At 51.5% G+C, this 23,069-nt stretch carries 21 protein-coding genes; 3 read left to right on the top strand and 18 right to left on the bottom strand.

What is annotated here, in order from left to right; genetic code table 11:
* Positions 1 to 52: 52 nt before the first annotated feature.
* Positions 53 to 1,771 carry a proline--tRNA ligase gene (gene proS / locus OGX98_RS23920; RefSeq protein ID WP_045440034.1) on the top strand — a complete coding sequence of 573 codons (1,719 nt, stop codon included), beginning with the start codon at positions 53 to 55 and terminating at the stop codon, positions 1,769 to 1,771.
* A gap of 46 nt (positions 1,772 to 1,817) precedes the next feature.
* On the opposite strand, the gene nlpE is transcribed toward proS, so the two are convergent.
* Genes nlpE through OGX98_RS23905 form a run of 3 tightly spaced genes read right to left on the bottom strand, consistent with a single transcriptional unit; the run spans position 1,818 to position 3,512 of the window.
* Complete coding sequence (nlpE, locus tag OGX98_RS23915; RefSeq protein WP_136345308.1) at positions 1,818 to 2,516, bottom strand: envelope stress response activation lipoprotein NlpE; 699 nt, start codon at positions 2,514 to 2,516, stop codon at positions 1,818 to 1,820.
* Positions 2,517 to 2,547: 31 nt separating this feature from the next.
* On the bottom strand, positions 2,548 to 2,970 hold the full coding sequence (gene arfB, locus OGX98_RS23910; RefSeq protein ID WP_045440031.1) for an alternative ribosome rescue aminoacyl-tRNA hydrolase ArfB: 423 nt from the start codon (positions 2,968 to 2,970) through the stop codon (positions 2,548 to 2,550).
* On the bottom strand, positions 2,967 to 3,512 hold the full coding sequence (locus OGX98_RS23905) for a YaeQ family protein (protein ID WP_045440028.1): 546 nt from the start codon (positions 3,510 to 3,512) through the stop codon (positions 2,967 to 2,969). Before OGX98_RS23905 ends, arfB begins: the two co-directional genes overlap by 4 nt.
* Before the next feature lie 199 nt (positions 3,513 to 3,711).
* Here OGX98_RS23905 and OGX98_RS23900 point away from each other — a divergent pair, with 199 nt between their 5' ends.
* Both OGX98_RS23900 and rof read left to right on the top strand, forming a co-directional pair.
* Positions 3,712 to 3,912 carry a YaeP family protein gene (locus tag OGX98_RS23900; RefSeq protein WP_286596008.1) on the top strand — a complete coding sequence of 67 codons (201 nt, stop codon included), beginning with the start codon at positions 3,712 to 3,714 and terminating at the stop codon, positions 3,910 to 3,912.
* Positions 3,899 to 4,159: a Rho-binding antiterminator gene (rof, locus tag OGX98_RS23895; protein WP_045440024.1), complete on the top strand. Its 261-nt coding sequence runs from the start codon at positions 3,899 to 3,901 to the stop codon at positions 4,157 to 4,159. The genes OGX98_RS23900 and rof overlap by 14 nt, the downstream gene beginning before the upstream one ends.
* A 75-nt stretch (positions 4,160 to 4,234) precedes the next feature.
* Here rof and tilS read toward each other — a convergent pair whose 3' ends face one another.
* From tilS to ispU, 15 genes are all read right to left on the bottom strand, one after another.
* On the bottom strand, positions 4,235 to 5,527 hold the full coding sequence (gene tilS, locus OGX98_RS23890) for a tRNA lysidine(34) synthetase TilS (RefSeq protein ID WP_286596007.1): 1,293 nt from the start codon (positions 5,525 to 5,527) through the stop codon (positions 4,235 to 4,237).
* Between the two features lie 61 nt (positions 5,528 to 5,588).
* Positions 5,589 to 5,978: a VOC family protein gene (locus OGX98_RS23885; protein WP_045440020.1), complete on the bottom strand. Its 390-nt coding sequence runs from the start codon at positions 5,976 to 5,978 to the stop codon at positions 5,589 to 5,591.
* A 65-nt stretch (positions 5,979 to 6,043) separates the two neighbouring features.
* Positions 6,044 to 8,182: a lysine decarboxylase LdcC gene (gene ldcC / locus OGX98_RS23880; RefSeq protein ID WP_286596006.1), complete on the bottom strand. Its 2,139-nt coding sequence runs from the start codon at positions 8,180 to 8,182 to the stop codon at positions 6,044 to 6,046.
* A 99-nt stretch (positions 8,183 to 8,281) separates the two neighbouring features.
* On the bottom strand, positions 8,282 to 9,241 hold the full coding sequence (accA, locus tag OGX98_RS23875; RefSeq protein WP_045440015.1) for an acetyl-CoA carboxylase carboxyl transferase subunit alpha: 960 nt from the start codon (positions 9,239 to 9,241) through the stop codon (positions 8,282 to 8,284).
* Between the two features lie 12 nt (positions 9,242 to 9,253).
* Entirely contained in the window at positions 9,254 to 12,736 is a 3,483-nt protein-coding gene (dnaE, locus tag OGX98_RS23870) for a DNA polymerase III subunit alpha (protein WP_045440012.1), read from the bottom strand.
* A 36-nt stretch (positions 12,737 to 12,772) separates the two neighbouring features.
* Complete coding sequence (gene rnhB / locus OGX98_RS23865; protein WP_048222026.1) at positions 12,773 to 13,369, bottom strand: ribonuclease HII; 597 nt, start codon at positions 13,367 to 13,369, stop codon at positions 12,773 to 12,775.
* The gene (lpxB, locus tag OGX98_RS23860) at positions 13,366 to 14,514 is read right to left on the bottom strand and encodes a lipid-A-disaccharide synthase (protein ID WP_045440009.1); all 1,149 of its coding nucleotides are present in this window, start codon (positions 14,512 to 14,514) and stop codon (positions 13,366 to 13,368) included. The genes rnhB and lpxB overlap by 4 nt, the downstream gene beginning before the upstream one ends.
* Positions 14,514 to 15,302: an acyl-ACP--UDP-N-acetylglucosamine O-acyltransferase gene (lpxA, locus tag OGX98_RS23855; RefSeq protein WP_045440007.1), complete on the bottom strand. Its 789-nt coding sequence runs from the start codon at positions 15,300 to 15,302 to the stop codon at positions 14,514 to 14,516. Before lpxA ends, lpxB begins: the two co-directional genes overlap by 1 nt.
* Positions 15,303 to 15,305: 3 nt before the next feature.
* Complete coding sequence (gene fabZ, locus OGX98_RS23850; RefSeq protein WP_003018528.1) at positions 15,306 to 15,761, bottom strand: 3-hydroxyacyl-ACP dehydratase FabZ; 456 nt, start codon at positions 15,759 to 15,761, stop codon at positions 15,306 to 15,308.
* 229 nt (positions 15,762 to 15,990) lie between these two features.
* On the bottom strand, positions 15,991 to 17,016 hold the full coding sequence (gene lpxD / locus OGX98_RS23845) for a UDP-3-O-(3-hydroxymyristoyl)glucosamine N-acyltransferase (protein ID WP_003018531.1): 1,026 nt from the start codon (positions 17,014 to 17,016) through the stop codon (positions 15,991 to 15,993).
* A gap of 3 nt (positions 17,017 to 17,019) precedes the next feature.
* Positions 17,020 to 17,505 carry a molecular chaperone Skp gene (skp, locus tag OGX98_RS23840; RefSeq protein ID WP_045440005.1) on the bottom strand — a complete coding sequence of 162 codons (486 nt, stop codon included), beginning with the start codon at positions 17,503 to 17,505 and terminating at the stop codon, positions 17,020 to 17,022.
* Between the two features lie 122 nt (positions 17,506 to 17,627).
* Positions 17,628 to 20,042 (bottom strand): outer membrane protein assembly factor BamA, encoded by a 2,415-nt coding sequence (gene bamA / locus OGX98_RS23835; protein WP_045440002.1) that lies wholly within the window; start codon positions 20,040 to 20,042, stop codon positions 17,628 to 17,630.
* A gap of 29 nt (positions 20,043 to 20,071) precedes the next feature.
* Entirely contained in the window at positions 20,072 to 21,424 is a 1,353-nt protein-coding gene (rseP, locus tag OGX98_RS23830; protein WP_045439992.1) for a sigma E protease regulator RseP, read from the bottom strand.
* 11 nt (positions 21,425 to 21,435) lie between these two features.
* On the bottom strand, positions 21,436 to 22,293 hold the full coding sequence (cdsA, locus tag OGX98_RS23825; RefSeq protein WP_286596005.1) for a phosphatidate cytidylyltransferase: 858 nt from the start codon (positions 22,291 to 22,293) through the stop codon (positions 21,436 to 21,438).
* A 12-nt stretch (positions 22,294 to 22,305) separates the two neighbouring features.
* Positions 22,306 to 23,064 (bottom strand): (2E,6E)-farnesyl-diphosphate-specific ditrans,polycis-undecaprenyl-diphosphate synthase, encoded by a 759-nt coding sequence (gene ispU, locus OGX98_RS23820; protein WP_045439986.1) that lies wholly within the window; start codon positions 23,062 to 23,064, stop codon positions 22,306 to 22,308.
* Between the last annotated feature and the right edge of the window lie 5 nt (positions 23,065 to 23,069).

The following is a 23,069-nucleotide window of genomic DNA, read 5'->3' as shown; positions in this document are numbered from 1 at the left end:
GTGTCAGGCTCGCATTGAGCCTGTTCGATCGTCCAACTGGAACCGTAACAACATGCGTACTAGCCAATATCTGCTCTCCACTCTGAAGGAGACACCTGCCGACGCCGAGGTTATCAGCCACCAGCTGATGCTGCGCGCCGGGATGATCCGCAAGCTGGCCTCCGGGTTATATACCTGGCTGCCGACCGGCGTGCGCGTCCTGAAAAAAGTCGAAAACATCGTGCGTGAAGAGATGAACAACGCCGGTGCGATCGAGGTGTTGATGCCAGTCGTTCAGCCTTCTGAACTGTGGCAAGAGAGTGGTCGTTGGGAACAGTACGGCCCGGAACTGCTGCGTATTGCTGACCGTGGCGATCGTTCATTCGTACTTGGCCCAACGCATGAAGAAGTCATCACCGACCTGATTCGTAACGAGCTCAGCTCTTACAAACAGCTGCCGCTGAACTTCTACCAAATCCAGACCAAATTCCGTGACGAAGTACGCCCACGTTTCGGCGTAATGCGTTCCCGCGAATTCCTGATGAAAGATGCTTACTCTTTCCATACTTCTCAGGAATCTCTGCAGGAAACCTACGATGCGATGTATGCCGCATACAGCAAAATCTTCAGCCGTATGGGGCTGGATTTCCGTGCTGTACAGGCTGATACCGGCTCTATCGGCGGCAGTGCTTCTCACGAATTCCAGGTGCTGGCACAGAGCGGCGAAGATGACGTCGTATTCTCTGACAGTTCCGATTTTGCCGCCAACATCGAGTTTGCTGAAGCCGTTGCGCCGAAAGAACCTCGTGCAGCCGCTACTCAGGAAATGACGCTGGTTGATACACCAAACGCGAAGACCATCGCGGAGCTGGTTGAGCAATTCAATCTGCCAATTGAAAAAACCGTTAAAACTCTGCTGGTAAAAGCCGTTGAAGGCAGTAGCTACCCGCTGGTTGCTCTGCTGGTTCGTGGTGATCACGAGCTAAACGAAGTCAAAGCAGAAAAACTGCCGCAGGTTGCCAGCCCGCTAACCTTCGCTACCGAAGAAGAAATTCGAGCCGTAGTGAAAGCAGGTCCAGGTTCTCTCGGTCCGGTGAATATGCCGATCCCGGTCGTTATCGATCGTACCGTTGCAGTAATGAGCGATTTCGCTGCCGGTGCCAACATCGACGGCAAACACTATTTCGGTATTAACTGGGATCGTGATGTAGCAACACCTGAAGTTGCAGACATCCGTAACGTAGTGGCAGGTGACCCAAGCCCGGACGGTAAAGGTACATTGCTGATTAAACGTGGTATCGAAGTCGGTCACATCTTCCAGTTGGGTACCAAATACTCTGAAGCGCTGAAAGCCGCAGTTCAGGGCGAAGATGGCCGTAATCAGATTCTGACTATGGGCTGCTACGGTATCGGGGTAACTCGCGTGGTCGCGGCAGCCATTGAGCAGAACTACGACGATCGCGGTATTGTATGGCCGGATGCCATTGCACCGTTCCAGGTAGCGATTCTGCCTATGAACATGCACAAATCCTACCGAGTGCAGGAACTGGCAGAGAAGCTGTACGCTGAACTGCGCGCACAGGGCATCGAAGTGCTGATGGACGATCGTAAAGAGCGTCCTGGCGTAATGTTTGCCGATATGGAGCTTATCGGTGTACCACACACTATCGTACTCGGCGACCGTAACCTCGATAACGATGATATCGAATACAAATACCGTCGTAACGGCGAGAAACAGCTGATTAAAACCGGCGACATCGTCGACTATCTGGTAAAAGCGATAAAAGGCTAATACCAGCAAAAGGCCCTGATTCTTCAGGGCCTTTTTACTTTATCGATTAATTACACGCTTTTCCTGGCACAAACTTCGCGTCTTTATCCGCCATCAGCGTTTTCACTTTCTCGCCTGTATCCGGGTTCGCCTCCAGCGTGAAATGCCCTTCCAGAGTCAACAGAACAGATTGTCCCGTTTCCGCGCGCGCGGCTAAATAGTCGCGTTCAAGCTGGGCATTATTCGCCACCGGCATACGTTTTCCCGTTGCGCAGTCGGTAAATACTGCCGCATCCGCCATGTAGAAATACATACCACGCATCGGCATTGGCGTAACCGGCAAACTGGCTGAAACCGGCTGAAGGGTATAGTTAAACTGCGACTCAATCGGATTACCTTCACGATCGAGCATCTCCAGCGCCTCACCTTTTGCCCGATAGTAAGATTTTTCGCCTTTGCTGTCTGTCAGCACCAGTTTATCGGCAGTACGGGCCCATGTCCCATATGAAGCAAACGAAGAGGGTTCATCCCGCACACCCTGATAGCGTTCATTCATCACCCATGTTCCGTCTTTTTCGAGGAACAAAGAGGTTTCAATACCTTCGCAGTCCGCACAAGGTAATATACCGCGCCAGCTTTGCTGCATCGGTTTTAATTCTGCCGCCCGTGTCGGCTGTAGTACATCAACTTCAGTACGATTATTACAGCCGATCAAGGCAAAGAGCGTACATGCAGCCGCTACTGACAATATCGCTGTTTTCACCATGAATTCCTTATAATTTTTTTATTCCCGTTCGTCAGTCTTGCGAGCGACGAACCCTACCTCGCAGTGCCTTCACTGTGGATTTCTGCGCCTTTGATGACAACCTACGCTCTTTCGACGCGCGCGTAGGGCGAGTTGCCTGTCGGCTTTTTTGCACTGCGGTTAACTCTTTAATGACCGCCACCAGTCGGGATATTGCCGCTTCCCGGTTAAGCTCCTGGCTACGGTACTCCTGTGCCTTAATGATAATGACACCATCGCCGCTGATCAGATGATGACTGGCAGCCAGCAGACGTTCCTTATAATACTCTGGCAGGCCAGAGGCCCGAATGTCAAAGCGCAAATGGATAGCCGTCGAAGTCTTATTAACGTGCTGCCCACCTGCTCCCTGAGCCCGGATTGCCGTGATTTCCAGCTCATTATCAGGAATAGAGACATTTCGGGAGATAACAATCATGAAGGTTGCTGCCACGCGCTCAAATGAATTTCCAGATTGTTCTGAGAATCTGACAGCCAGATAGCCCCATCCTGGATAGTCGCCTGAAGCGTCATTGTACGGCCAGCAAAGTCACTCAGTTGCGCCAGTTGCTCATCATCCAGATACCACACGGATAAATTAGCAAACTGAGAGCACTTACTTTGGTTTTGCTGCCACCAGATTTGAGCCGCACGGCTGTTATAGGCAAACAAAGCAACTTCTGCAGACTGAGTACATGCTTTCTTGATACGGCGTTCATCCGGCAAACCGAGTTCAATCCATAAATCGATACCCAGATGATCATTACGCAACCACGCTTCCGGCTCATCTTCGGCGCTTAATCCCCGCGTAAACTGCAACCGTTCGTCAGCATATTTAATCCACGCCAGCAGGCGCAGCATCATGCGTTCCTGGGTTTCTGAGGGGTGACGCGCCAGCGTCAATGCCGCGTCAAGAAACTGGTTGCGGTCAAGATCCGCCACATTGACTACGGCTTTATATATTGTCGCTTTAAGCGCCATGAGAGAACTCCTTTCGAATCAGGCGTCCATTGTAGCGAAATCTGCGCCAAAAGGCTGCTAACCGGTAACGTGGGTGTCCTCTATCAAGGCGCTGATATTGCTTGAATGAGTATGGTATAGTCACCTTGCTAAACAGAGTTTATCTTCGTAGGCTTAGACTTGCATCCACGGTTAAGTCAGAGTGCTGACAGGAGGGCATGTGGGAAAATATTGTGAGTTAATACGCAAGCGGTACGCGGAAATTGCCAGCGGAGACTTAGGGTATGTCCCGGATGCGCTGGGTTGCGTATTGAAGGTACTGAATGAAGTGGCTGCAGACAGCGCCCTTTCAGAGTCGGTCAGGGAAAAGGCGGCATATGCGGCCGCGAACTTACTGGTGAGCGATTATGTCAATGAATGAAACGTATCAACCCATTAACTGTGATGATTACGACAATCTTGAGCTCGCCTGCCAGCACCATTTGTTACTGACGCTGGCGCTAAAAGATGGCGAAGTTCTGCAGGCGAAAGCGAATGACCTGGTTTCCCGCAAAAATGTGGAGTATCTGGTTGCAGAAGTCGCAGGTGAAACCCGTGAGCTTCGCCTCGACAAAATTGCCAGCTTCAGCCACCCGGAAATCGGTACCGTGGTGGTCAGCGAATCATAATCCCCTTTGCCAAATGGCGATGCACGCACCTTATCTGGCCTACAATCCGTAGGCCAGATAAGCGCAGCGCCATCATCAGGCATGCCATAGCAGGCGCACACTCTCTTCTTCCTCAGCCATACCTTCACGCGTTACAAATACTCCCGCAGCTGCAATCAGCGTATCGCCGTAAAATAGCAACGGTGTGGTATCTCGTCGCCAGGGAGGGATCCCCTGCTCCTGCCAGATTTTTTTGAGCTTACGCCCGCCGTTACGCCCGACAATATGCAAGAGTCCAGGAGCTTTAAACCGAATACTGACTGTCTCATTCGCTCGCGGTTTTCGTAATTCGCCATCGGGAAGTAACTGCACCGTTCCCAGCCCGACAGGCAACACCAACGGCGTTTTCGTGCATGACCATGGAATCACCGTTTCACTTTGCCCGACAACAGATTTAACCCACCACAACTGTGACTGGTAACGACGAATTTCGTACCCGCCAAAGCACAAACGGGGTACAGCATCTTCCCGCGCCAGCGCGACTTCCTGCCAGATACGCTCCAAAGCATCCCGTGAGGGCATCGGTGCATTCAACCCAGCCAGCCAGCGACGAAGCAGCGCCGCACGCCGCACATCGCTCTTCATCATTAATGGTTCCAGTCGCAGCGCACCTTGAGCGGTGACACAGTCAGCTAAATCTTGAGCAAGTAACTCATCCAGTAAACTCTCCTGCTCGGCGCACAGCGAGGCGCTGCGGGCTGTAGCCTCCGCAAAATGCGGCCAGCGCTGTTGCAGGAGTGGAATAATGCGCAAGCGTAAGAAATTGCGGTCATAAGCATCGACCTGATTGCTTTCGTCTTCAATCCAGCTTAACGCATGCGTCCGCGCCCACTTTTCAAGTTCTTCTCGTGTTTGTGTTAGCAGTGGGCGAATAAGCCGGGTTCCGGCAAACGGCGAACTTTCACCCATCGCAGAAAGCCCAGCGGGGCCACTGCCACGTTTTAGTGCGAGCAAAAATGTTTCGCACTGGTCATCAAGATGCTGGGCGGTCATCAGTATTTCATTCGACAACAGTGTCTGTTCAAATGCCTGATAGCGTGCCCGTCGCGCCTGAGCTTCTATTCCTGACCCATCGTCCTGCAGTTGTACCCGCTCAACCACCAGTGGTACCTGCCATTGCGCACATATCGATTCACAGTGGGTCACCCATTCATCAGCGTGGGGACTTAACCCATGATGGATATGGATAGCGCGCAAGGAGACTTCAGGGTGCTGCGTTCGCCACTGCACCAGTTGATGCAACAGCACGGTAGAGTCCAGGCCGCCGCTAAAAGCGACGAGGATCTGGTTAGCGTTCAGAAGTGAAGTGTTCAGTGTGAGTGTCGTCATGATAGTTGCTTACAATGGCATTGCCCGGCACGTTACCGGGCTAAAGCCACAATAACAAGACTTACAGTTCATACAGTTCAAGAGGCAATCCGTCTGGATCGTTGAAAAACGTAAAGCGCTTACCAGTAAAAGGATCGACGCGTATCGGCTCGCATTTCACATTATGATCTTCCAGATGGGTTATTGCGGCTTCCACGTTCTCAACGCTAAACGCCAGGTGACGTAAACCGCAAGCCTCTGGTCGGCTGGGGCGGCCAGGCGGAAAAGGAAAGGAAAAAAGCTCAATCACATACTGCCCATTCAACGCGAGGTCACCTTTCCAGGAGTCACGCTCTTCACGGTAGGCTTCACTCATCAACGTAAAGCCCAGCACATCACAGTAAAATGCCTTACTGACCGCGTAATCCGTCGCAATAATGGCAATATGGTGAACCTGTTTTAATCCCAGCATAGCGTGTTTGCCTCTTTAGTTTTCTTTTCGCACATTACTCATCCGCAGTCGGTTCAGGCAAGTCGTTATGCCATTTTTAGGACTCTCACACGATACACACCGTCCTCGCCCAGTTTAGCGCCATGAATATCTGTTTCGAATCCGGGGTAATGATGGCCTACTGAACACAGCATCAGCAGGAAATCGAGTACAGCACGGCTTTCTTCAGTGATCATTTCCCCCGGCATCAGCAGCGGTACACCAGGTGGATAAGGCAGGATCATATTGGCAGAAACGCGCCCCACCAGTTGATCGAGCGTCACGGTCTCCACTTCGCCTTTAATTTGTCGCTGCCAGGCCTGATGCGGCGTCATTTTCATTTCCGGCAAGGTGTCAAATGCCCGTAGCATCAACCCGGAGAGATCATGCTGGCGGATCAAATTATGGATCCCCTGCGCCAGATCCTGAATACGCATATTGCGATAAAAATCAGGATCTTCAGCATACAAATCCGGCAGCATGTTTTTAACGCGCAAATTAAGGTCATATGAGCGTTTGAACTCAGTAAGTCCTCGCAGTAAGCCCATTGCCCGGGTTTTATCAATCCCAATGCTGAACAGGAACAACAGATTATACGGACCTGTTTTCTCCACCACGACACCGCGTTCATCGAGGAACTTTGCTACCAGCGCGGCAGGGATCCCTTCTTCGCTCATATTTCCTTGTTCATCCATTCCCGGCGTCAGAATAGTGACTTTTACCGGGTCGAGGAACATGTGGTCAGCGTCAGCATCATTAAACCCATGCCAGCCTTCATCAGGAGCGACGGGCCAGCATTCCGCTTGATCTACTTTTTCCGGCTGCCAGATATCGAAGAACCACCCGTCCGATTCTTCTCGCAGTCGCTGTACCTCTTTACGGAAATGGAGCGCGCGCTCCACCGAGCGGTTAATTAGCCGCTTACCGGGATTACCACGCAGCATCGCCGCCGCTGTTTCAATCGATGCCACAATGGGGTAGCTGGGTGAGGTCGAGGTGTGCATCATAAAGGCTTCATTAAAGGTATCTTCGTCATAATCCCCTTTAATGTGAATCAAAGACGCCTGCGACAACGCGGCCAACATCTTGTGGGTGGACTGCGTTTCAAAGATGACTTTACCTGGAACCCTCTCACCGCTCATGCCACTTTTCCCCTGGTAAATCGGATGGAAATGCGTGTAAGGCACCCAGGCAGAGTCAAAATGAATAGAAGGGACATCCAGCGTTTGTTTAATCCAGTTAGTGTTATACAACAGACCGTCGTAGGTCGAGTTAGTGATAACTGCATGCACCGGCCACTGTGCTTGCGTAGTCTCCTCTACCTTACGTGCAATACTCTCGCGGCAGAATTCGCGGCGCGGAATTCCCCCGAGGATCCCCAGCGCATTACGTGTGGGTTTCAGCCAAATGGGCACCACATCACTCATCATCAATAAATGCGCGAGAGATTTATGACAGTTGCGATCAATTAATAACGTACTTCCCGTAGGGGCGGCATACATCCCAACAATCTTATTCGACGTCGATGTGCCGTTGGTGACCATATAACTTTGCTCTGCGCCAAAGGTGCGAGCGATATACTCTTCTGCTTCCAGGTGTGGACCTGTATGGTCCAATAGCGACCCCAACTCAGTCACAGAAATGGACACGTCAGCCTTTAACGTGTTGCCGCCAAAGAAATCATAGAACAGGCATCCCACCGGGCTTTTCTGGTACGCCGTTCCCGCCATATGCCCTGGCGTACAGAAGGTATACTTCCCTTCCTTCACATAAGTAAACAGCGCTTTGGTAAAGGCAGGCGTAATGTTATCGAGATATTCACTGGTGTACTGCCGAATACGCGTCGCTATATCTTCGGACTGACCAAGCGCATACTCAAAAAACCACAGCGCCATGCGCAGATCGTGGGCGCTGACATCCATCGTCGAATGGGTATTAATAAAAGCGTACAGTGGGAGATATTCATTTAGCTGATTGATATCGCTACATAGCTCCAGGCTGTATTCATCCCAGTCAAAAATAACACCGCAAATGCGCGGATTGTGTTCGATAAATTTCAGCAGGTCGACGCTATTCTGTGGCCAGATAATCTGAAACCCCTGCTGCTGCAGCGCACGTTCAAGTTCCTTGATGGGCTCATCTTTATAAAAGACGCCATGCGGTCCCATGATGGCAATAATGTTCATGCGTTCCTCCTGGAAAAACCTTAGTTAATCATAGCCTGGTCAAACCGCAGGTAAAAAAAAGGGCCACAGTGTTGTGGCCCTTTTCAGAATAAATACAGTTTACGCGTAACCGTAGTTCATCAGACGCTGGTAACGACGATTTTTGAGCTCTTCCGTACTTAACACGTCAAGATCGGCCAGATCGGCCAGCAATTGCGCCTTCAGCGACGCTGCCATTGCTTCCGGATTACGATGCGCACCACCCAGTGGTTCCGGAACGATGGAGTCGATAAGCTTCAGCTCTTTCAAACGCGTCGCAATAATGCCCATCGCTTCTGCCGCCAACGGCGCTTTGTCTGCGCTTTTCCACAGAATGGACGCGCAGCCTTCCGGGGAGATAACTGAATAGGTGCTGTATTGCAGCATATTCACTTTATCGCCCACGCCGATCGCCAGCGCACCACCGGAACCACCTTCACCGATAACGGTGCAGATAACCGGCACGCTCAGACGTGACATTTCACGCAGGTTGCGCGCAATCGCTTCAGACTGACCACGTTCTTCCGCCCCCACACCCGGGTAAGCCCCAGGGGTGTCGATGAAGGTGATAATCGGCATCTTGAAGCGTTCGGCCATTTCCATCAGACGCAGCGCTTTACGATAGCCTTCCGGTGCTGGCATGCCGAAGTTGCGACGAATTTTCTCTTTGGTCTCGCGGCCTTTCTGATGACCAATGATCATCACCGGACGCCCCTCAAGACGCGCAATACCGCCGACAATAGCTTTGTCATCCGCATAGGCGCGATCGCCCGCCAGCTCATCAAATTCATCAAACGCCAAGCGGACATAATCCAGGGTATATGGACGCTGTGGATGGCGAGCCAGTTGGGCTACCTGCCATGCGCCAAGATCGGCGAAGATTTTGCGCGTCAGTTCTACGCTTTTTTCACGCAGACGATGCACTTCTTCATCGATGTTAATATCCAGTTTCTCATCCTGACGGCTAACCGCAGTCAGAGAATCGATTTTTGCTTCCAGCTCTGCAATCGGCTGTTCAAAATCAAGGAAATTCAGACTCATAGTATTCCTGTATTAGTCAAACTCCAGTTCCACCTGCTCCGAACCAATAAGGCCACGGAGATCGTTTAGCAAACGATCGCTCGGAGAGACACGCCACGTTGCGCCAAAACGCAATCGCGCACGTGCATCCGCCCTCTGATAGTAGAGATGTACTGGAATTGTCCCCGAGCGGTGGGGTTCCAGAGACTGACGGAGTCGGTTTAAAAGCTGGTCATCAATTTGCCTGTCCGTCAGCGAGATAGCAAGCCCGCGAGCATATTTTTCCCGGGCTTCGTCAATATCCATGACTTCACGGGCCATCATTTTAAGCCCGCCGTTGAAGTCATCAAAGCTGACCTGTCCGCTGACGATAAGTATGCGGTCTTTTTCCAGCAAATGCTGGTATTTATCCAGAGCATCGGTGAATAACATCACTTCCAGACGCCCGGAACGGTCATCCAGTGTGCAGATGCCGATACGATTACCGCGCTTGGTGACCATTACCCGCGCAGCAATAACGAGCCCCGCAGCAGTGGTAACTTTACCACGTTCTGTCGGATGCATGTCTTTCAGCCTGTGGCCTCCGACATAGCGCTCAATTTCTTTTAAATACTGATTGATAGGGTGTCCGGTCAGGTAAAGTCCTAACGTTTCACGTTCACCCTCTAATACCACCTGCTCCGGCCACGGCGTGCAGCTGGCGTAGGATTGTTCAATTTGTTCCGGCTCTTCCGCCAGTACACCAAACATATCGGCCTGACCGATAGCTTCAGCTTTCGCATGCTGATCGGCAGCTTTAAGCGCATCATTAAGCGAATTCATCAACGCAGCGCGATGCGGGCCAAGGCGGTCAAACGCCCCGGACATGATTAGCTTTTCCAACACCCGGCGATTAAGCTTCTTAATATCTGTGCGGGCGCAGAGATCAAACAGCTCGCGGAAGTAGCCACCTTTATTACGCGCTTCAATGATAGCTTCAATTGGCCCTTCACCCACGCCTTTTATCGCGCCGATGCCATACACAATTTCGCCGTCATCATTAACATGGAAATGATACAGCCCGGAGTTGATATCTGGCGGCAGGATTTTTAGCCCCATGCGCCAGCATTCGTCCACCAGCCCCACCACCTTTTCGGTGTTATCCATATCGGCGGTCATTACCGCTGCCATAAACTCAGCGGGGTAATGCGCTTTCAGCCACAGCGTCTGGTAAGAGACCAGCGCATAGGCCGCGGAGTGCGATTTGTTAAATCCGTAACCGGCGAATTTCTCCACCAGGTCAAAGATTTTCATCGCCAGCTCGCCATCTACACCACGCTTTTTCGCCCCTTCTTCGAAGGTGCCGCGCTGCTTGGCCATCTCTTCCGGTTTTTTCTTACCCATTGCACGACGCAACATGTCCGCGCCGCCAAGAGTATAGCCCGACAGCTCCTGGGCTATCTGCATGACCTGTTCCTGATACAGGATAATGCCATAGGTCGGCTCCAGCACCGGTTTCAGGCACTCATGCTGCCATTGTACGTCCGGGTAGGAAATCTCTTCACGACCGTGTTTACGGTCGATAAAGTTATCTACCATCCCCGACTGGAGCGGGCCGGGACGGAACAGCGCCACCAGAGCGATCATGTCTTCGAAGCAGTCAGGCTGCAGGCGCTTGATCAGATCCTTCATACCGCGAGATTCAAGCTGGAAAACAGCTGTCGTCTCTGAACGCTGCAGCATATCGAAACTTTTTTTATCGTCGAGCGGAATGGCGGCAATATCCAGCGGTGGCTCACCGTTCTTCTTACGGCGAGCGTTTATCATCTCCAGCGCCCAGTTGATGATAGTGAGCGTTCGCAAGCCGAGGAAGTCAAACTTCACCAGCCCGGCGTATTCCACATCGTTCTTATCAAACTGAGTAACCGGATGCAGCCCCTGCTCATCGCAGTACAACGGCGCAAAGTCAGTAATTTTAGTTGGCGCGATGACCACACCACCAGCATGTTTACCGGCGTTACGTGTGACACCTTCCAGCTTACGCGCCATGTCGATCAGCGCCCTGACCTCTTCATCAGCCTCGTAAATTTCAGGCAGTTGCGGCTCAGCCTCAAAGGCCTTCGCCAGCGTCATCCCCGGATCGGGTGGTACCAGTTTAGAAATACGGTCAACAAAACCGTACGGATGCCCCAGCACGCGGCCTACGTCGCGGATAACCGCTTTTGCCGCCATCGTACCAAAGGTAATAATCTGCGATACCGCGTCACGGCCATACATATCCGCTACGTGCTCAATTACCTGGTCGCGCTTCTCCATACAGAAGTCAACGTCGAAGTCAGGCATCGAGACACGTTCCGGGTTGAGGAAACGTTCGAACAGCAGGTCGAATTCCAGCGGATCAAGATCGGTAATTTTTAATGCATAAGCAACCAACGAGCCCGCACCGGAACCACGTCCCGGCCCAACGGGTACACCGTTATCTTTTGACCACTGGATAAACTCCATAACGATCAGGAAGTAACCCGGGAACCCCATTTGGTTAATAACCTGAAGTTCAATATCCAGGCGTTCATCATAGGGTGGGCGCTTCTCTTGACGCTCGGCTTCGTCCGGGAACAAAAATGCCAGACGCTCTTCCAGCCCCTCTTTGGATTTTTTGACCAGATAGTCTTCCGTGGTCATATCACCAGTCGGGAACTGCGGCAGAAAATATTCGCCCAAACGTACCGTCACATTACAGCGTTTGGCTATCTCGACAGTATTTTGCAGCGCTTCCGGGATGTCGGAGAACAGCTCGCACATCTCCTCTTCGCTGCGCATATACTGCTGCGGCGAATAGTTGCGCGGGCGTTTCGGATCATCGAGAGTGAAACCATCGTGGATCGCAACGCGAATTTCATGCGCGTCGAAATCTCCGCTTTCAAGGAAGCGAACATCGTTGGTCGCCACCACTGGCAGACCACGCGTTTCGGCCAGAGCCACTGCGGCATGCAGATAATTTTCTTCGTCTTGCCTGCCGGTGCGGATCAGTTCCAGGAAGTAGCAATTGGGAAAATGTTCTTCATAAAACGTCACGCACTCATCGACCAGTGCGCTGTTACCACGCAGCAGGCTGCGCCCGACGTCGCCCATGCGACCACCGGAAAGCAAAATTAAGCCATCTTTTAAATCGACCAGCCAGTCTTTGTCGATAACCGGCCCTTCAGCACCATAGCCACGCTGATAGGCTTTCGATATCAACAATGTCAGGTTCTGGTAACCCGTGTTATTGGCCGCCAGCACGGTCAGTTGAGTGAGCTCATCACCAAACAGTTCACTACGAACATGAAAATCAGCGCCAACAATTGGCTTAATGCCCGCGCCATGACCCGCTCCGTAAAACTTCACCAGACCACACAGGTTGGTAAAATCGGTGATCGCCAGCGCAGGCATGCCTAATGCGGCCGCCTTTTTTACCAGCGGTCCGGTTTTTGCCAGCCCATCAATCATGGAGTAGTCGCTGTGCACCCGCAGGTGGACGAAACGTGGTTCAGACATCTTCAGATTCCGGTTTACTTATTCTCGACACAAGAATCAGGACGCGAGTCCCAGTGCGCGTTTGACAGGGCCAAAGCTGCGACGGTGGTGCTCTGTAGCGCCATGCTCTGCCAGCTTTTCCAGATGAAAAGCGGTTGGGTAGCCTTTGTGCTGTGCAAAGCCATACTGCGGAAAAATAATATCCAGCGCCGCCATTTCAGCGTCACGTGTGACTTTAGCCAGGATAGACGCAGCGCTGATCTCTGCCACTCGGCTATCACCTTTCACTACCGCCATCGACGGCATCGGCAATGCCGGGCAACGATTTCCATCAATCAGTACGTATTCAGGCGTAATATGCAGACCTGCAACCGCACGCTGCATAGCCAGCATGGTGGCATGCAGGATATTCAGCTCGTCAATTTCATGCGGTTCCGCTCGCCCAAGGCTCCAGCTTAACGCCTTGTCCTTGATTTCATCGTAAAGTGCCAGACGACGCTTTTCCGACAATTTTTTGGAGTCGTTGAGCCCGACAATCGGACGCGCAGGATCAAGTATAACGGCCGCAGTCACAACGGCTCCCACCAAAGGACCGCGCCCCACTTCATCCACACCCGCCACTAAATGCGTATGTGGATAAACAAATTCAATCATTGTGCTAACTCCAGGACAGCATCCGCCGCTTGTTCATCGGCATTGCAACGGATCTGCTGGTGCAGTTCACGGAAAGTGTCATGCATCGCATGGCTGGTTTTACCATTGGCGAGCAACGGCAACAGCGCTTGCGCCAATGCATGCGGTTCGCATTCATCCTGCAGCAGCTCTTTAACCAGTTCTCTTCCCGCTAACAAGTTCGGCAGAGAAACATAATCGGTTTTCACCAGACGCTTCGCCAGCCAGAACGTGAAGGGTTTCATACGATAGCCGACAACCATCGGACACTTCGCCAGCATGCACTCCAGCGCAGCCGTACCAGAGGCCAGCAGCGCAGCATCGCTGGCAACCATGGCTTCACGTCCCATTCCATTAAGCATATGTACGGAAAGTTCTGGAGCCACTTCAGCCTTGATGCGTTCAAACTGCTCTCGGCGTTTGGTATTGACCAACGGAACCACAACTTCGAGATCCGGGTATTGTTGACGTAATAGCTGCGCTGTTTTCAGAAAATCAGCGCTGAGCATTTCCACTTCTGCACCACGACTTCCCGGTAGCAATGCCAGGCAGTGCGCATCATGAGGAATACCCAGAACATCACGAGCCGCATTTTTATCAGGATCCAACGGCATGGCATCCGCCATGGTGTGACCGATAAAGCGGCACGGGACGTTAAATTTGTCATAAAACGCTTTTTCGAAAGGCAGAAAGGCCAGCACCATATTGGTGGATCTGCCTATTTTGAAAACGCGTTTCTGTCGCCATGCCCACACGGAGGGGCTGACGTAATGAATGGTTTTAATGCCCTGCTTTTTCAAATTTCCTTCGAGGGTAATGTTGAAATCAGGCGCATCAATACCGACAAAAACATCCGGCTTGAGATCGGTGAAACGGCGAGTCAGATCAGCGCGGATATGCAGCAAACGGCGCAGACGTCCGAGCACTTCAACAATGCCCATTACCGCCAACTCTTCCATTTCGTACCAGGCTTCACAGCCTTCAGCCTGCATCAGCGGACCTGCAACGCCAATAAATCGCGCATTGGGGACGCGAGCCTTGAGTGCTCGAATTAATCCTGCACCAAGAATATCGCCGGAGGTTTCTCCGGCGACGAGGGCAATCGTTAAAGGACGCTGCTCAGTCATTAACGAATCAGACCACGCGTTGAGCGCTCAAAGAAATCGCTAAAGGCCTGAACATCGGGGTACTGCTTCGCCAGTTCGGCGATTTCCGGTTTCGCTTCGTCAAGCGTTTTGCCGCTGCGGTACAACGCTTTATAGGCATTGCGGATCGCAGTAATCGCTTCGCGAGTGAATCCACGACGCTTCAGACCTTCAATGTTGACGCCAAACGGCGTCGCATGGTTGCCTTGGGCAATAACGTATGGAGGAACATCCTGGGCAACGCCAGAACAGCCACCAACCATCACGTGCGCGCCAATGATGCAGAACTGATGCACCGCTGTCATGCCACCGATGATAACAAAATCATCCAGCGAAACATGTCCGGCAAGCGTGGCGTTATTCGCCAGAATGCAGCGGTTACCCACCGTACAATCGTGCGCGACGTGCGCGTTGATCATCAGTAAGTTATCACTGCCCACCTTCGTCAACCCACCGCCCTGCACTGTGCCACGATGAATGGTGACGCTCTCGCGGATGCGGTTACGATCGCCAATTTCCACACGGGTCGGTTCGCCAGCATATTTCAGGTCCTGGTTCACTTCACCGATGGAGGCAAACTGATAGATCTCGTTATCGCGACCAATCTTGGTATGACCATTCACGACAACGTGAGACTTCAGTACGGTACCCTCACCAATTTCAACATGGGGTCCAACAATACAAAATGGGCCAATGTGAGCATTAGCGCCAATGCTGGCACCATCTTCTACAATGGCAGTTGGGTGAATAAAGGCGGATTTATCAATCACGTATCAGGCCTCCCGGCTACGGGCACACATCATTGTTGCTTCGCACACAACTTTACCGTCGACCAACGCAACCCCTTTAAAACGGGTCAGGCCGCGGCGCGTTTTCTCGAAAGTCACTTCCATGATCATCTGATCGCCTGGCACGACAGGACGCTTAAAGCGTGCCTCATCAATACCTGCGAAGTAATACAGTTCGCCCGGCTCCAGTTTTCCTACGCTTTTAAACGCCAGAATACCCGTTGCCTGTGCCATCGCTTCCAGAATCAGCACACCAGGGAAAATCGGTTTACCCGGGAAGTGGCCCTGAAAGAAAGGCTCGTTAACGGATACATTTTTCACTGCGCGCAGAAAACGACCTTCTTCAAAATCCAGCACACGGTCAACCAGCAGAAACGGAAAACGGTGCGGCAGAAGTTCTAAAATCTCTTCAATATGCAGAGTATGAGTGTTAGTAGTCAAAATACTCTTCCTGTCAAAATATACTAAAAGGCAATAATAACACGGCCTGTCGCAATCGCATGAATGTGACAGGCCGTAAAAGGATGGCACGTACATACACTTTATCTTTCAAGCTGCCGCTTTGTTGGCTGCCTTGGCTCACTCCAGTCACTTACCTGCGCAAGCTCCCGGGATTTCACTCAATTGCCGCTTCAATGCAGCTTGAACGATGTTGTGTACAGGTGGAACGTTAGTCTTGTTGATTAACCTTGCGCTCAATTGCTTTGAGACGCTTGCTCATATCATCAATATTCATCACCAGTGCAGCTGTTTTACGCCATACCTTGTTGGGTTGTAGCGGAATGCCTGAGGAGTAGACGCCAGGTTCAGTAATAGGACGCATCACCATACCCATGCCAGTTACCGTGACTTTGTCGCATATTTCCATATGCCCATTGATCACGCTGGCGCCGCCAATCATGCAGTAACGGCCAATCTTCAGGCTACCCGCCATAATGACGCCACCGGCTACAGCCGTATTGTCGCCAATCACAACGTTATGCGCAATCTGGCACTGGTTATCAATGATAACACCATTGCCGATCACGGTATCGTCCAGTGCGCCACGATCGATTGTCGTACAGGCACCAATCTCGACGCGATCGCCAATAATGACGCGACCAAGCTGCGGGATCTTCACCCAATTACCACGATCGTTTGCATAGCCAAAGCCGTCAGATCCGACGACTGTGCTTGACTGGATCAAGCAATTCTCACCGATCTGAATATCGTGGTAAATCGTCACATTGGCCCACAAGCGTGAACCTGCACCGATTTTTGTGTTTTTTCCGACGAAGCAACCTGCGCCGATAACCACGTTATCGCCCAGCTCTACGCCTGACTCGATGACCGCATTTGCGCCAACAGAGACATTATTACCCAGCTTCGCCGTCGCATCGATCACTGCACTGGGTGCAATATTTTGTGCAGGCTGAGGCGTGGTATCTAAAATTTGTGCCATTCGTGCATAGGTCAGGTAGGGATTCTTCACTACCAGCGCGGCACTCTTAGCAAAAGGAAGATCGTCCTGCGTCATCACAACGGCAGAAGCCTGGCATACGCCTAAATGTTCACGGTATTTAGGGTTTACCATGAATGTGATATTGCCAGTTTGCGCAGATTGCATGGACGCTACGCCGGTGATGACGATATCGCCATCACCGTGTAATTCTGCATCCAACTGCTCTGCTAAATCAGCCAGTCGAATTGAAGGCATTACTTATTTAACCTGTTTCAGTACGTCGGCGGTGATGTCTTTTACATCGCTGCTGTTGTATGCAACGGTGTTCGCGTCAACGACCAGATCGATGCTCTGGCTGCTAGCGACAGATTTCACAGCAGTCTGGATACGAGTAACCAGTTTGCCACGTTCTTCGTTGGAACGACGTTGACGATCCTGCTCAAAAGCCTGCGCTTTCTGAGAGAAAGTCTGGCGCTGTGCCATAACGTCTTTTTCCAGCTTGGTACGATCGGCACCCGCTTTCATAGATTGCAGACGCTGCATTTTAGATTGCAGATCGGATTCCATACGCTGCAGTTCGCTGGCGCGGCCTTTGAACTCGTTTTCCAGCGTATTAGAAACACCAGTCTTCTGTGCAACCTGTTGGAACAGGCTACCCATATTGACGATTGCAATTTTGTCGGCAGCCTGTGCAGACGTTGCCATCGCTAAACCGAGACCTGCAGCTAATAACCACTTTTTCACAATTAACTCCTTACCATCCCATTTGCATCCGAAGATGCAGTTCTTTGCGTGGCCAGGCGATCCCATGCAAGATCGCCTAAAGTCATCGCTACACAACTCTTACATTCCTTTGTGAAGAACAATTACCAGGTTTTACCAATGTTAAACTGGAACTGCTCTTTTTTGTCTCCCTCATAATCCTTAAACGGCTGGGCGTAGGAGAAGACCAACGGCCCCAATGGGGACATCCATTGTAATGCGATACCTGCAGACATACGGATATTGCTCGGATCGCTGTAGTCTGGATAACCAGAATACTTCGCGGAATCCCAGTTAGTATCCCAAACGGTACCCATATCCCAGAAGAAGGAAGTACGGACCGAGTTGGCATACTTGTCGCTAATAAACGGCGTCGGAGTAATAAACTCCAGGCTAGCGACAGCCATGGCGTTACCGCCCACAGCATCATCCGATTTACACGGTGCAGTATTGGTAGTGTCACACTCGTTGTCATAATCGTCATCATTATTATAACGATTAGCCGGTAAATAGACGGCTTTCGGACCGATAGTGTTCGACTGGAAGCCACGCACAGTGCTGGAACCACCGGCATAGAAGTTCTCATAGAACGGCATCTCTTTGCCGCCTATACCGTCACCGTAACCCCACTTAGTACGACCCAGAACAACCCATTTATGGTCGTCATCGATCGGCACATAGGTCGCAGTATCCAACGTCGCTTTGTAGTATTCGTTATCAGAACCAGGAACCGTCACTTTACCGTTCAGGTTGACACGCGTACCTTCCGTTGGGAAGTACCCACGGTCCAGCTTGTTGTATGTCCAACCGTAGTTGAAGGTGAAATCGTCCGATTTGAAGCTATCAGCGTCAGGATTCTCACCCATGGAAACCAGATATCGCTGCATCGCAACCTGTGGATCCATGTTAGACAGGGAGTTATGCACATAACCCAGACCCGCACGCAACGTATTGTATTCGTTGATCGGGAAGCCCAGCGTTACGTCTGTACCATAACTTTTGTTGGTATAGTCGGACAGATCCGCATCATCCGCTTCAAAGTCGTTATAGAAGACGCGACCACCAAGGCTGACACCATCAACGGTGAAATACGGGTTGGTAACAGACAACTCAGTATAGGTCTGATAGTCGTTTTTGGTGCCGTTAATACCGACCGAATAACCGGTACCTAACCAGTTATCCTGCTGAACGCCCGCCTGGAAGCTAACGCCGCTCTCGGTACCGTAACCGACGCCGAAGTTGAAGCTACCGGTGTTACGTTCTTTCACCTTATAGACCACATCAACCTGATCCGGACTACCCGGAATACGCTGAGTATCAGTGTCCACGGTTTCGAAGTAGCCCAGACGATTCAGACGTTCTTTACCCTGATCGACCAGATCGCTACCCAACCACGCGCCTTCCATCTGGCGCATTTCGCGACGCAGCACGGAATCTTTAGAGGTGTCGTTACCTTCAAAACGGATCTTACGAACATAGAAACGGTTACCCGCATCCACATTTACACGTAATTTTACGGTTTTGTCTGCATCGTTGATTTCAGGTTGCGACTGTACACGCGGGTAGGCATAGCCATAGCGACCCAGAAGCTTCTTGATATCATCTTCCATTTTGGTCACTTTGGTGCCGTTATAGAGTTCGCCCGGCTCGATTTTCGTCAGGGTCTCAATCTCGGCAGAGTGTCCGGCAAGGTTACCGCTCACTTGCACCCCAGAAAGTTTGTACTGCTCGCCTTCTGTGATGTTGACAGTGATATAGATACCTTTCTTATCCGGCGTCAGGCTGACCTGCGTGGAGTCAATGTTGAAACGAGCGTAACCGCGATCCAGATAGTAGCTGCGCAGGGTTTCGAGATCGCCCGCCAGTTTCTGTTTCTGATATTTACGATCGCCTACGACGTTCCACCACGGCACTTCATCACGCAGTTGGAAGTGAGAGATAAGCTCGTCGGTTGTAAAGGCGTGGTTACCGACGATATTGATCTGTTGGATCTTCGCCGATACACCTTCCTGGAACACCAGTTTGAGATCAACGCGGTTACGCGGCAACGGTGTTACCACCGCTTTCACACTGGCGCTGTACTTACCGACGCTATAGTAGAAATCTTCCAGGCCTTTTTCGATATCGGCAAGGGTTGTGCGATCAAGAGATTCGCCAACACGCACGCCAGACGCCTCGAGGTTCTGCTTAAGCATGTCGTCTTTCACCGATTTGTTACCGGAGAAAGTAATGCTGGCAATCGTCGGACGTTCTTTTACCTGAACCAGAAGGGTATCACCATCGCGCAGGACGCGGACATCCTCAAAGTTTCCGGTGGCGAACAGGGCGCGAATGGTATTACTGATGTCTTCATCATTAACCGTGTCGCCTGTACGCACCGGCATACTAAGGAGAGCCGCACCAACGGCGACTCGCTGTAGGCCTTCGAAATGAATGTCCTTCACTACGAACCCTTCAGCACCGTATACGGTGGCGCTGCTAAACAGCAGCGACGCTATGAGCAACTTTTTCATCGCCATCGTTATTATGCGTTCTTCCTAACACTCTCTTACAACCGAGAGAAATCATTGAAAAGTGCAAGCCCCATTAACAACACCAGCAAAATAGAGCCAATGCGATAACTAAAGTCTTGAACCCGCTCGGATACCGGACCGCCCTTCAGCTTTTCAATCGCCAGGAACAGCAGATGCCCCCCGTCAAGAACGGGCAACGGAAACAGGTTGATTATCCCTAAGTTCACGCTGATAAGCGCAAGGAACATCAGGTAATAAATTACCCCGAACTCCGCTGACATCCCAGCCCCCTGGGCGATAGAAATCGGCCCACTGAGGTTGTTCAGTTTTACATCACCGGTAATCAATTTTCCCAGCATACTGACCGTCAACTTCATCAGCTGCCACGTTTTATCCGTGGCTTCGAGGATGGCGCTGAACGGCCCATACTGGCGTACAGTCTTGTACTCATCAGGCAGAGGGATAATTTTAGGCACAACGCCCGCAAAACCTTCCGCCTTTCCATTACCCGGTTTGGTATCCGGGATTAATGTTAAAGACAAGGGACTCCCCTGCCTTTCAATTTCGAGCGCTAACGGCTTACCTGGATTATCGCGCACCAACATCACGAACGTCATCCATTGCGTTAGCGGTTGACCATCGACTTTAACGATCCTGTCGCCAGCTTGCAAACCCGCCTTGCTTGCAGCGGAGTTAACCTGCACTTCTGACAGCACCGGTTCAATCTGCGGACCGCGCGGGCGAATCCCCAGACTAGAGACAGGATCCTCTTTATCCGGCTCAAATGCCCAATCGCGCAGATCCAGCGTTTTGTCCTGTCGCTGGTTGCTGCCAAACTGCGCCACGCTGATGGTCGTATGCTCATCGCCGATTTTGGAGACCAGCTGCAACCGCACAGTATCCCAATCTGGGGTTTCGATGCCATCAACAGCTTTTAGTTCCGTACCAGGCAAAATTTGCGCCTGAGCGGCGATCGAATTAGGTGTGATCTCACCAACAACCGGACGCACACCAGGGACACCGATGATAAAGACCAACCAGTAGGCAAAAATAGCAAAGATGAAGTTTGCAATTGGGCCTGCAGCGATAATGGCAGCACGTTGCCCAACTGTTTTATTGTTGAAGGCGTGGTGGCGCAGCTCCGGTATAACCGGCTCAGCACGCTCATCCAGCATTTTGACGTAGCCGCCGAGTGGGATCAGGGCGATGACGTATTCAGTACCCAGTTTATCGGTACGACGCCAAAGCGCTTTTCCAAAGCCAATGGAAAAGCGCTCGACACGGACTCCACAGCGCCGGGCAACCCAGAAATGACCAAATTCATGCACAGTGATAAGCACACCGAGTGCGACGATGAATGCAGCCAGATTCCAGAGAATACTCAGCATAAGACCATCCGTTAGAGTGTCCTGAATACCAGTAACAACAGGCAAGCAAAGACCGGTACTGCAGCCGTCAGGCTATCAATGCGATCCAGAATACCACCGTGCCCTGGGATTAAGTGACCACTGTCCTTAATACCTGCTTCACGCTTAAACATACTCTCGGTCAAGTCACCCAACACGGAGGCCAGGGCTGCAACGATAGAGCAAATGAGCAAGGTGACAGGCGCAACATCAAGATTCGCCCACATACCATAACCCCATGAGATCACAGCAGCAGTGGCGAGTCCGCCAATAAAACCTTGCCAGGTTTTACCAGGAGAGACCTTCGGCGCCAGTTTATGCTTGCCAAACAGCTTTCCAAACATATACGCACCAGAATCCGCTCCCCAGACGAGGATCATGACATAGAGCAGCCATACCGCGCCACTATAATGATTCTCATCATAATGCCAGGCTCGTAGCGCCAGCATTCCCCAAAAGAAAGGGACAATGGTTAAGATGCCGAAAATTATGCGTAATATCTTTGAATTACGCCAGACTGCCGCTGAACCGGGGTAAAATAACACCAGTAATAGCGCTACAGCCCACCAGCCTAACGACGCCCAAAGCGACAATTCAACCAGCGGCTGGTGAATATTGTGATGATATTCAGGCAGCAAAAACAGCATCAGTGCCAGCAGTAGCCCACACAGAACCGCCAGCCAGACTCGCTGCGTGCGAGTGGCAAAACCGCTTAACTGTCCCCATTCCCAGGCTGCCAGCATACAAACGACCAGCGTAACAATGGCGAACCCCACCGGCGGCAACAAAAACAGCGCCGCGATGACCACGGGTATTAAAACAAAAGCAGAAATCAGGCGATACTTCAGCAAAAGCGACCCCCATCAGGCTTTTTCATCACCGGGTTCGGTGCCGCCGAAACGACGCTCTCGATTAGCAAAGGCATGCAGCGCACCTTCAAAGTCTTGTTCATCGAAATCGGGCCAGAGAACATCCGTAAAGTAAAGCTCGGCATAGGCAATTTGCCACAGCAGAAAATTACTAATGCGGTGCTCTCCCCCAGTCCTTATTACTAAATCCACCGGAGCCAGCTCATGCATGCAAATTTGTTGACCAAGCTTCTCTTCATCAATTTGCTCAGGACGCAGCAGACCTTCCTGCACCTGTTGTGCCAGTTGTCTGACTCCCTGGACAATATCCCACCGTCCACCGTAATTCGCAGCAATATTCAGCGTTAACCCGGTATTTTGGGCGGTAAGCGCTTCCGATTTGCGGATCCGTTCTTGCAAACGTGAGTTAAATCGACTGATATCCCCGATAATACGCAGACGAACGTTATGGCGGTGCAGGTTTTTCACTTCGCTATCAAGCGCCCACACGAACAATTCCATTAACGCGCTCACTTCCTGCGCAGGTCGGTTCCAGTTCTCACTGCTAAAGGCATACAGCGTTAACGCATCAATACCGTTATTGGCAGCAAAAGAGACAGCCCGGCGGACGGATTTTGCTCCGGCCTTATGCCCAAAGGCGCGAATCTTCCCTTGCTTTTTCGCCCAGCGGCCATTGCCATCCATAATAATGGCTACATGGCGGCAGCCATGTGCTGGCAAATTTTCGCTTAATGGTTGAGTTGCAGACAACATAACGC

Source organism: Citrobacter sp. Cm046 (genome assembly GCF_030333065.1).
GTDB classification, from domain to species: Bacteria; Pseudomonadota; Gammaproteobacteria; order Enterobacterales; family Enterobacteriaceae; genus Citrobacter; species Citrobacter murliniae.
The sequence above is the reverse complement of the archived record's forward strand: the minus strand, read 5'-3'. Positions and strand labels throughout refer to the sequence as shown.

What these genes read in the sequence shown, in the direction of transcription:
- rof (WP_045440024.1), top strand. Translation starts at nt 3,899, where the DNA reads ATGTCAATGAATGAAACGTATCAACCCATTAACTGTGATGATTACGAC.
- lpxB (WP_045440009.1), bottom strand. Translation starts at nt 14,514, where the DNA reads ATGACTGAGCAGCGTCCTTTAACGATTGCCCTCGTCGCCGGAGAAACC.
- dnaE (WP_045440012.1), bottom strand. Translation starts at nt 12,736, where the DNA reads ATGTCTGAACCACGTTTCGTCCACCTGCGGGTGCACAGCGACTACTCC.
- lpxD (WP_003018531.1), bottom strand. Translation starts at nt 17,016, where the DNA reads ATGCCTTCAATTCGACTGGCTGATTTAGCAGAGCAGTTGGATGCAGAA.
- rnhB (WP_048222026.1), bottom strand. Translation starts at nt 13,369, where the DNA reads ATGATTGAATTTGTTTATCCACATACGCATTTAGTGGCGGGTGTGGAT.
- arfB (WP_045440031.1), bottom strand. Translation starts at nt 2,970, where the DNA reads ATGATTGTTATCTCCCGAAATGTCTCTATTCCTGATAATGAGCTGGAA.
- bamA (WP_045440002.1), bottom strand. Translation starts at nt 20,042, where the DNA reads ATGGCGATGAAAAAGTTGCTCATAGCGTCGCTGCTGTTTAGCAGCGCC.
- ispU (WP_045439986.1), bottom strand. Translation starts at nt 23,064, where the DNA reads ATGTTGTCTGCAACTCAACCATTAAGCGAAAATTTGCCAGCACATGGC.
- OGX98_RS23885 (WP_045440020.1), bottom strand. Translation starts at nt 5,978, where the DNA reads ATGCTGGGATTAAAACAGGTTCACCATATTGCCATTATTGCGACGGAT.
- nlpE (WP_136345308.1), bottom strand. Translation starts at nt 2,516, where the DNA reads ATGGTGAAAACAGCGATATTGTCAGTAGCGGCTGCATGTACGCTCTTT.
- proS (WP_045440034.1), top strand. Translation starts at nt 53, where the DNA reads ATGCGTACTAGCCAATATCTGCTCTCCACTCTGAAGGAGACACCTGCC.
- tilS (WP_286596007.1), bottom strand. Translation starts at nt 5,527, where the DNA reads ATGACGACACTCACACTGAACACTTCACTTCTGAACGCTAACCAGATC.
- rseP (WP_045439992.1), bottom strand. Translation starts at nt 21,424, where the DNA reads ATGCTGAGTATTCTCTGGAATCTGGCTGCATTCATCGTCGCACTCGGT.
- ldcC (WP_286596006.1), bottom strand. Translation starts at nt 8,182, where the DNA reads ATGAACATTATTGCCATCATGGGACCGCATGGCGTCTTTTATAAAGAT.
- OGX98_RS23905 (WP_045440028.1), bottom strand. Translation starts at nt 3,512, where the DNA reads ATGGCGCTTAAAGCGACAATATATAAAGCCGTAGTCAATGTGGCGGAT.
- accA (WP_045440015.1), bottom strand. Translation starts at nt 9,241, where the DNA reads ATGAGTCTGAATTTCCTTGATTTTGAACAGCCGATTGCAGAGCTGGAA.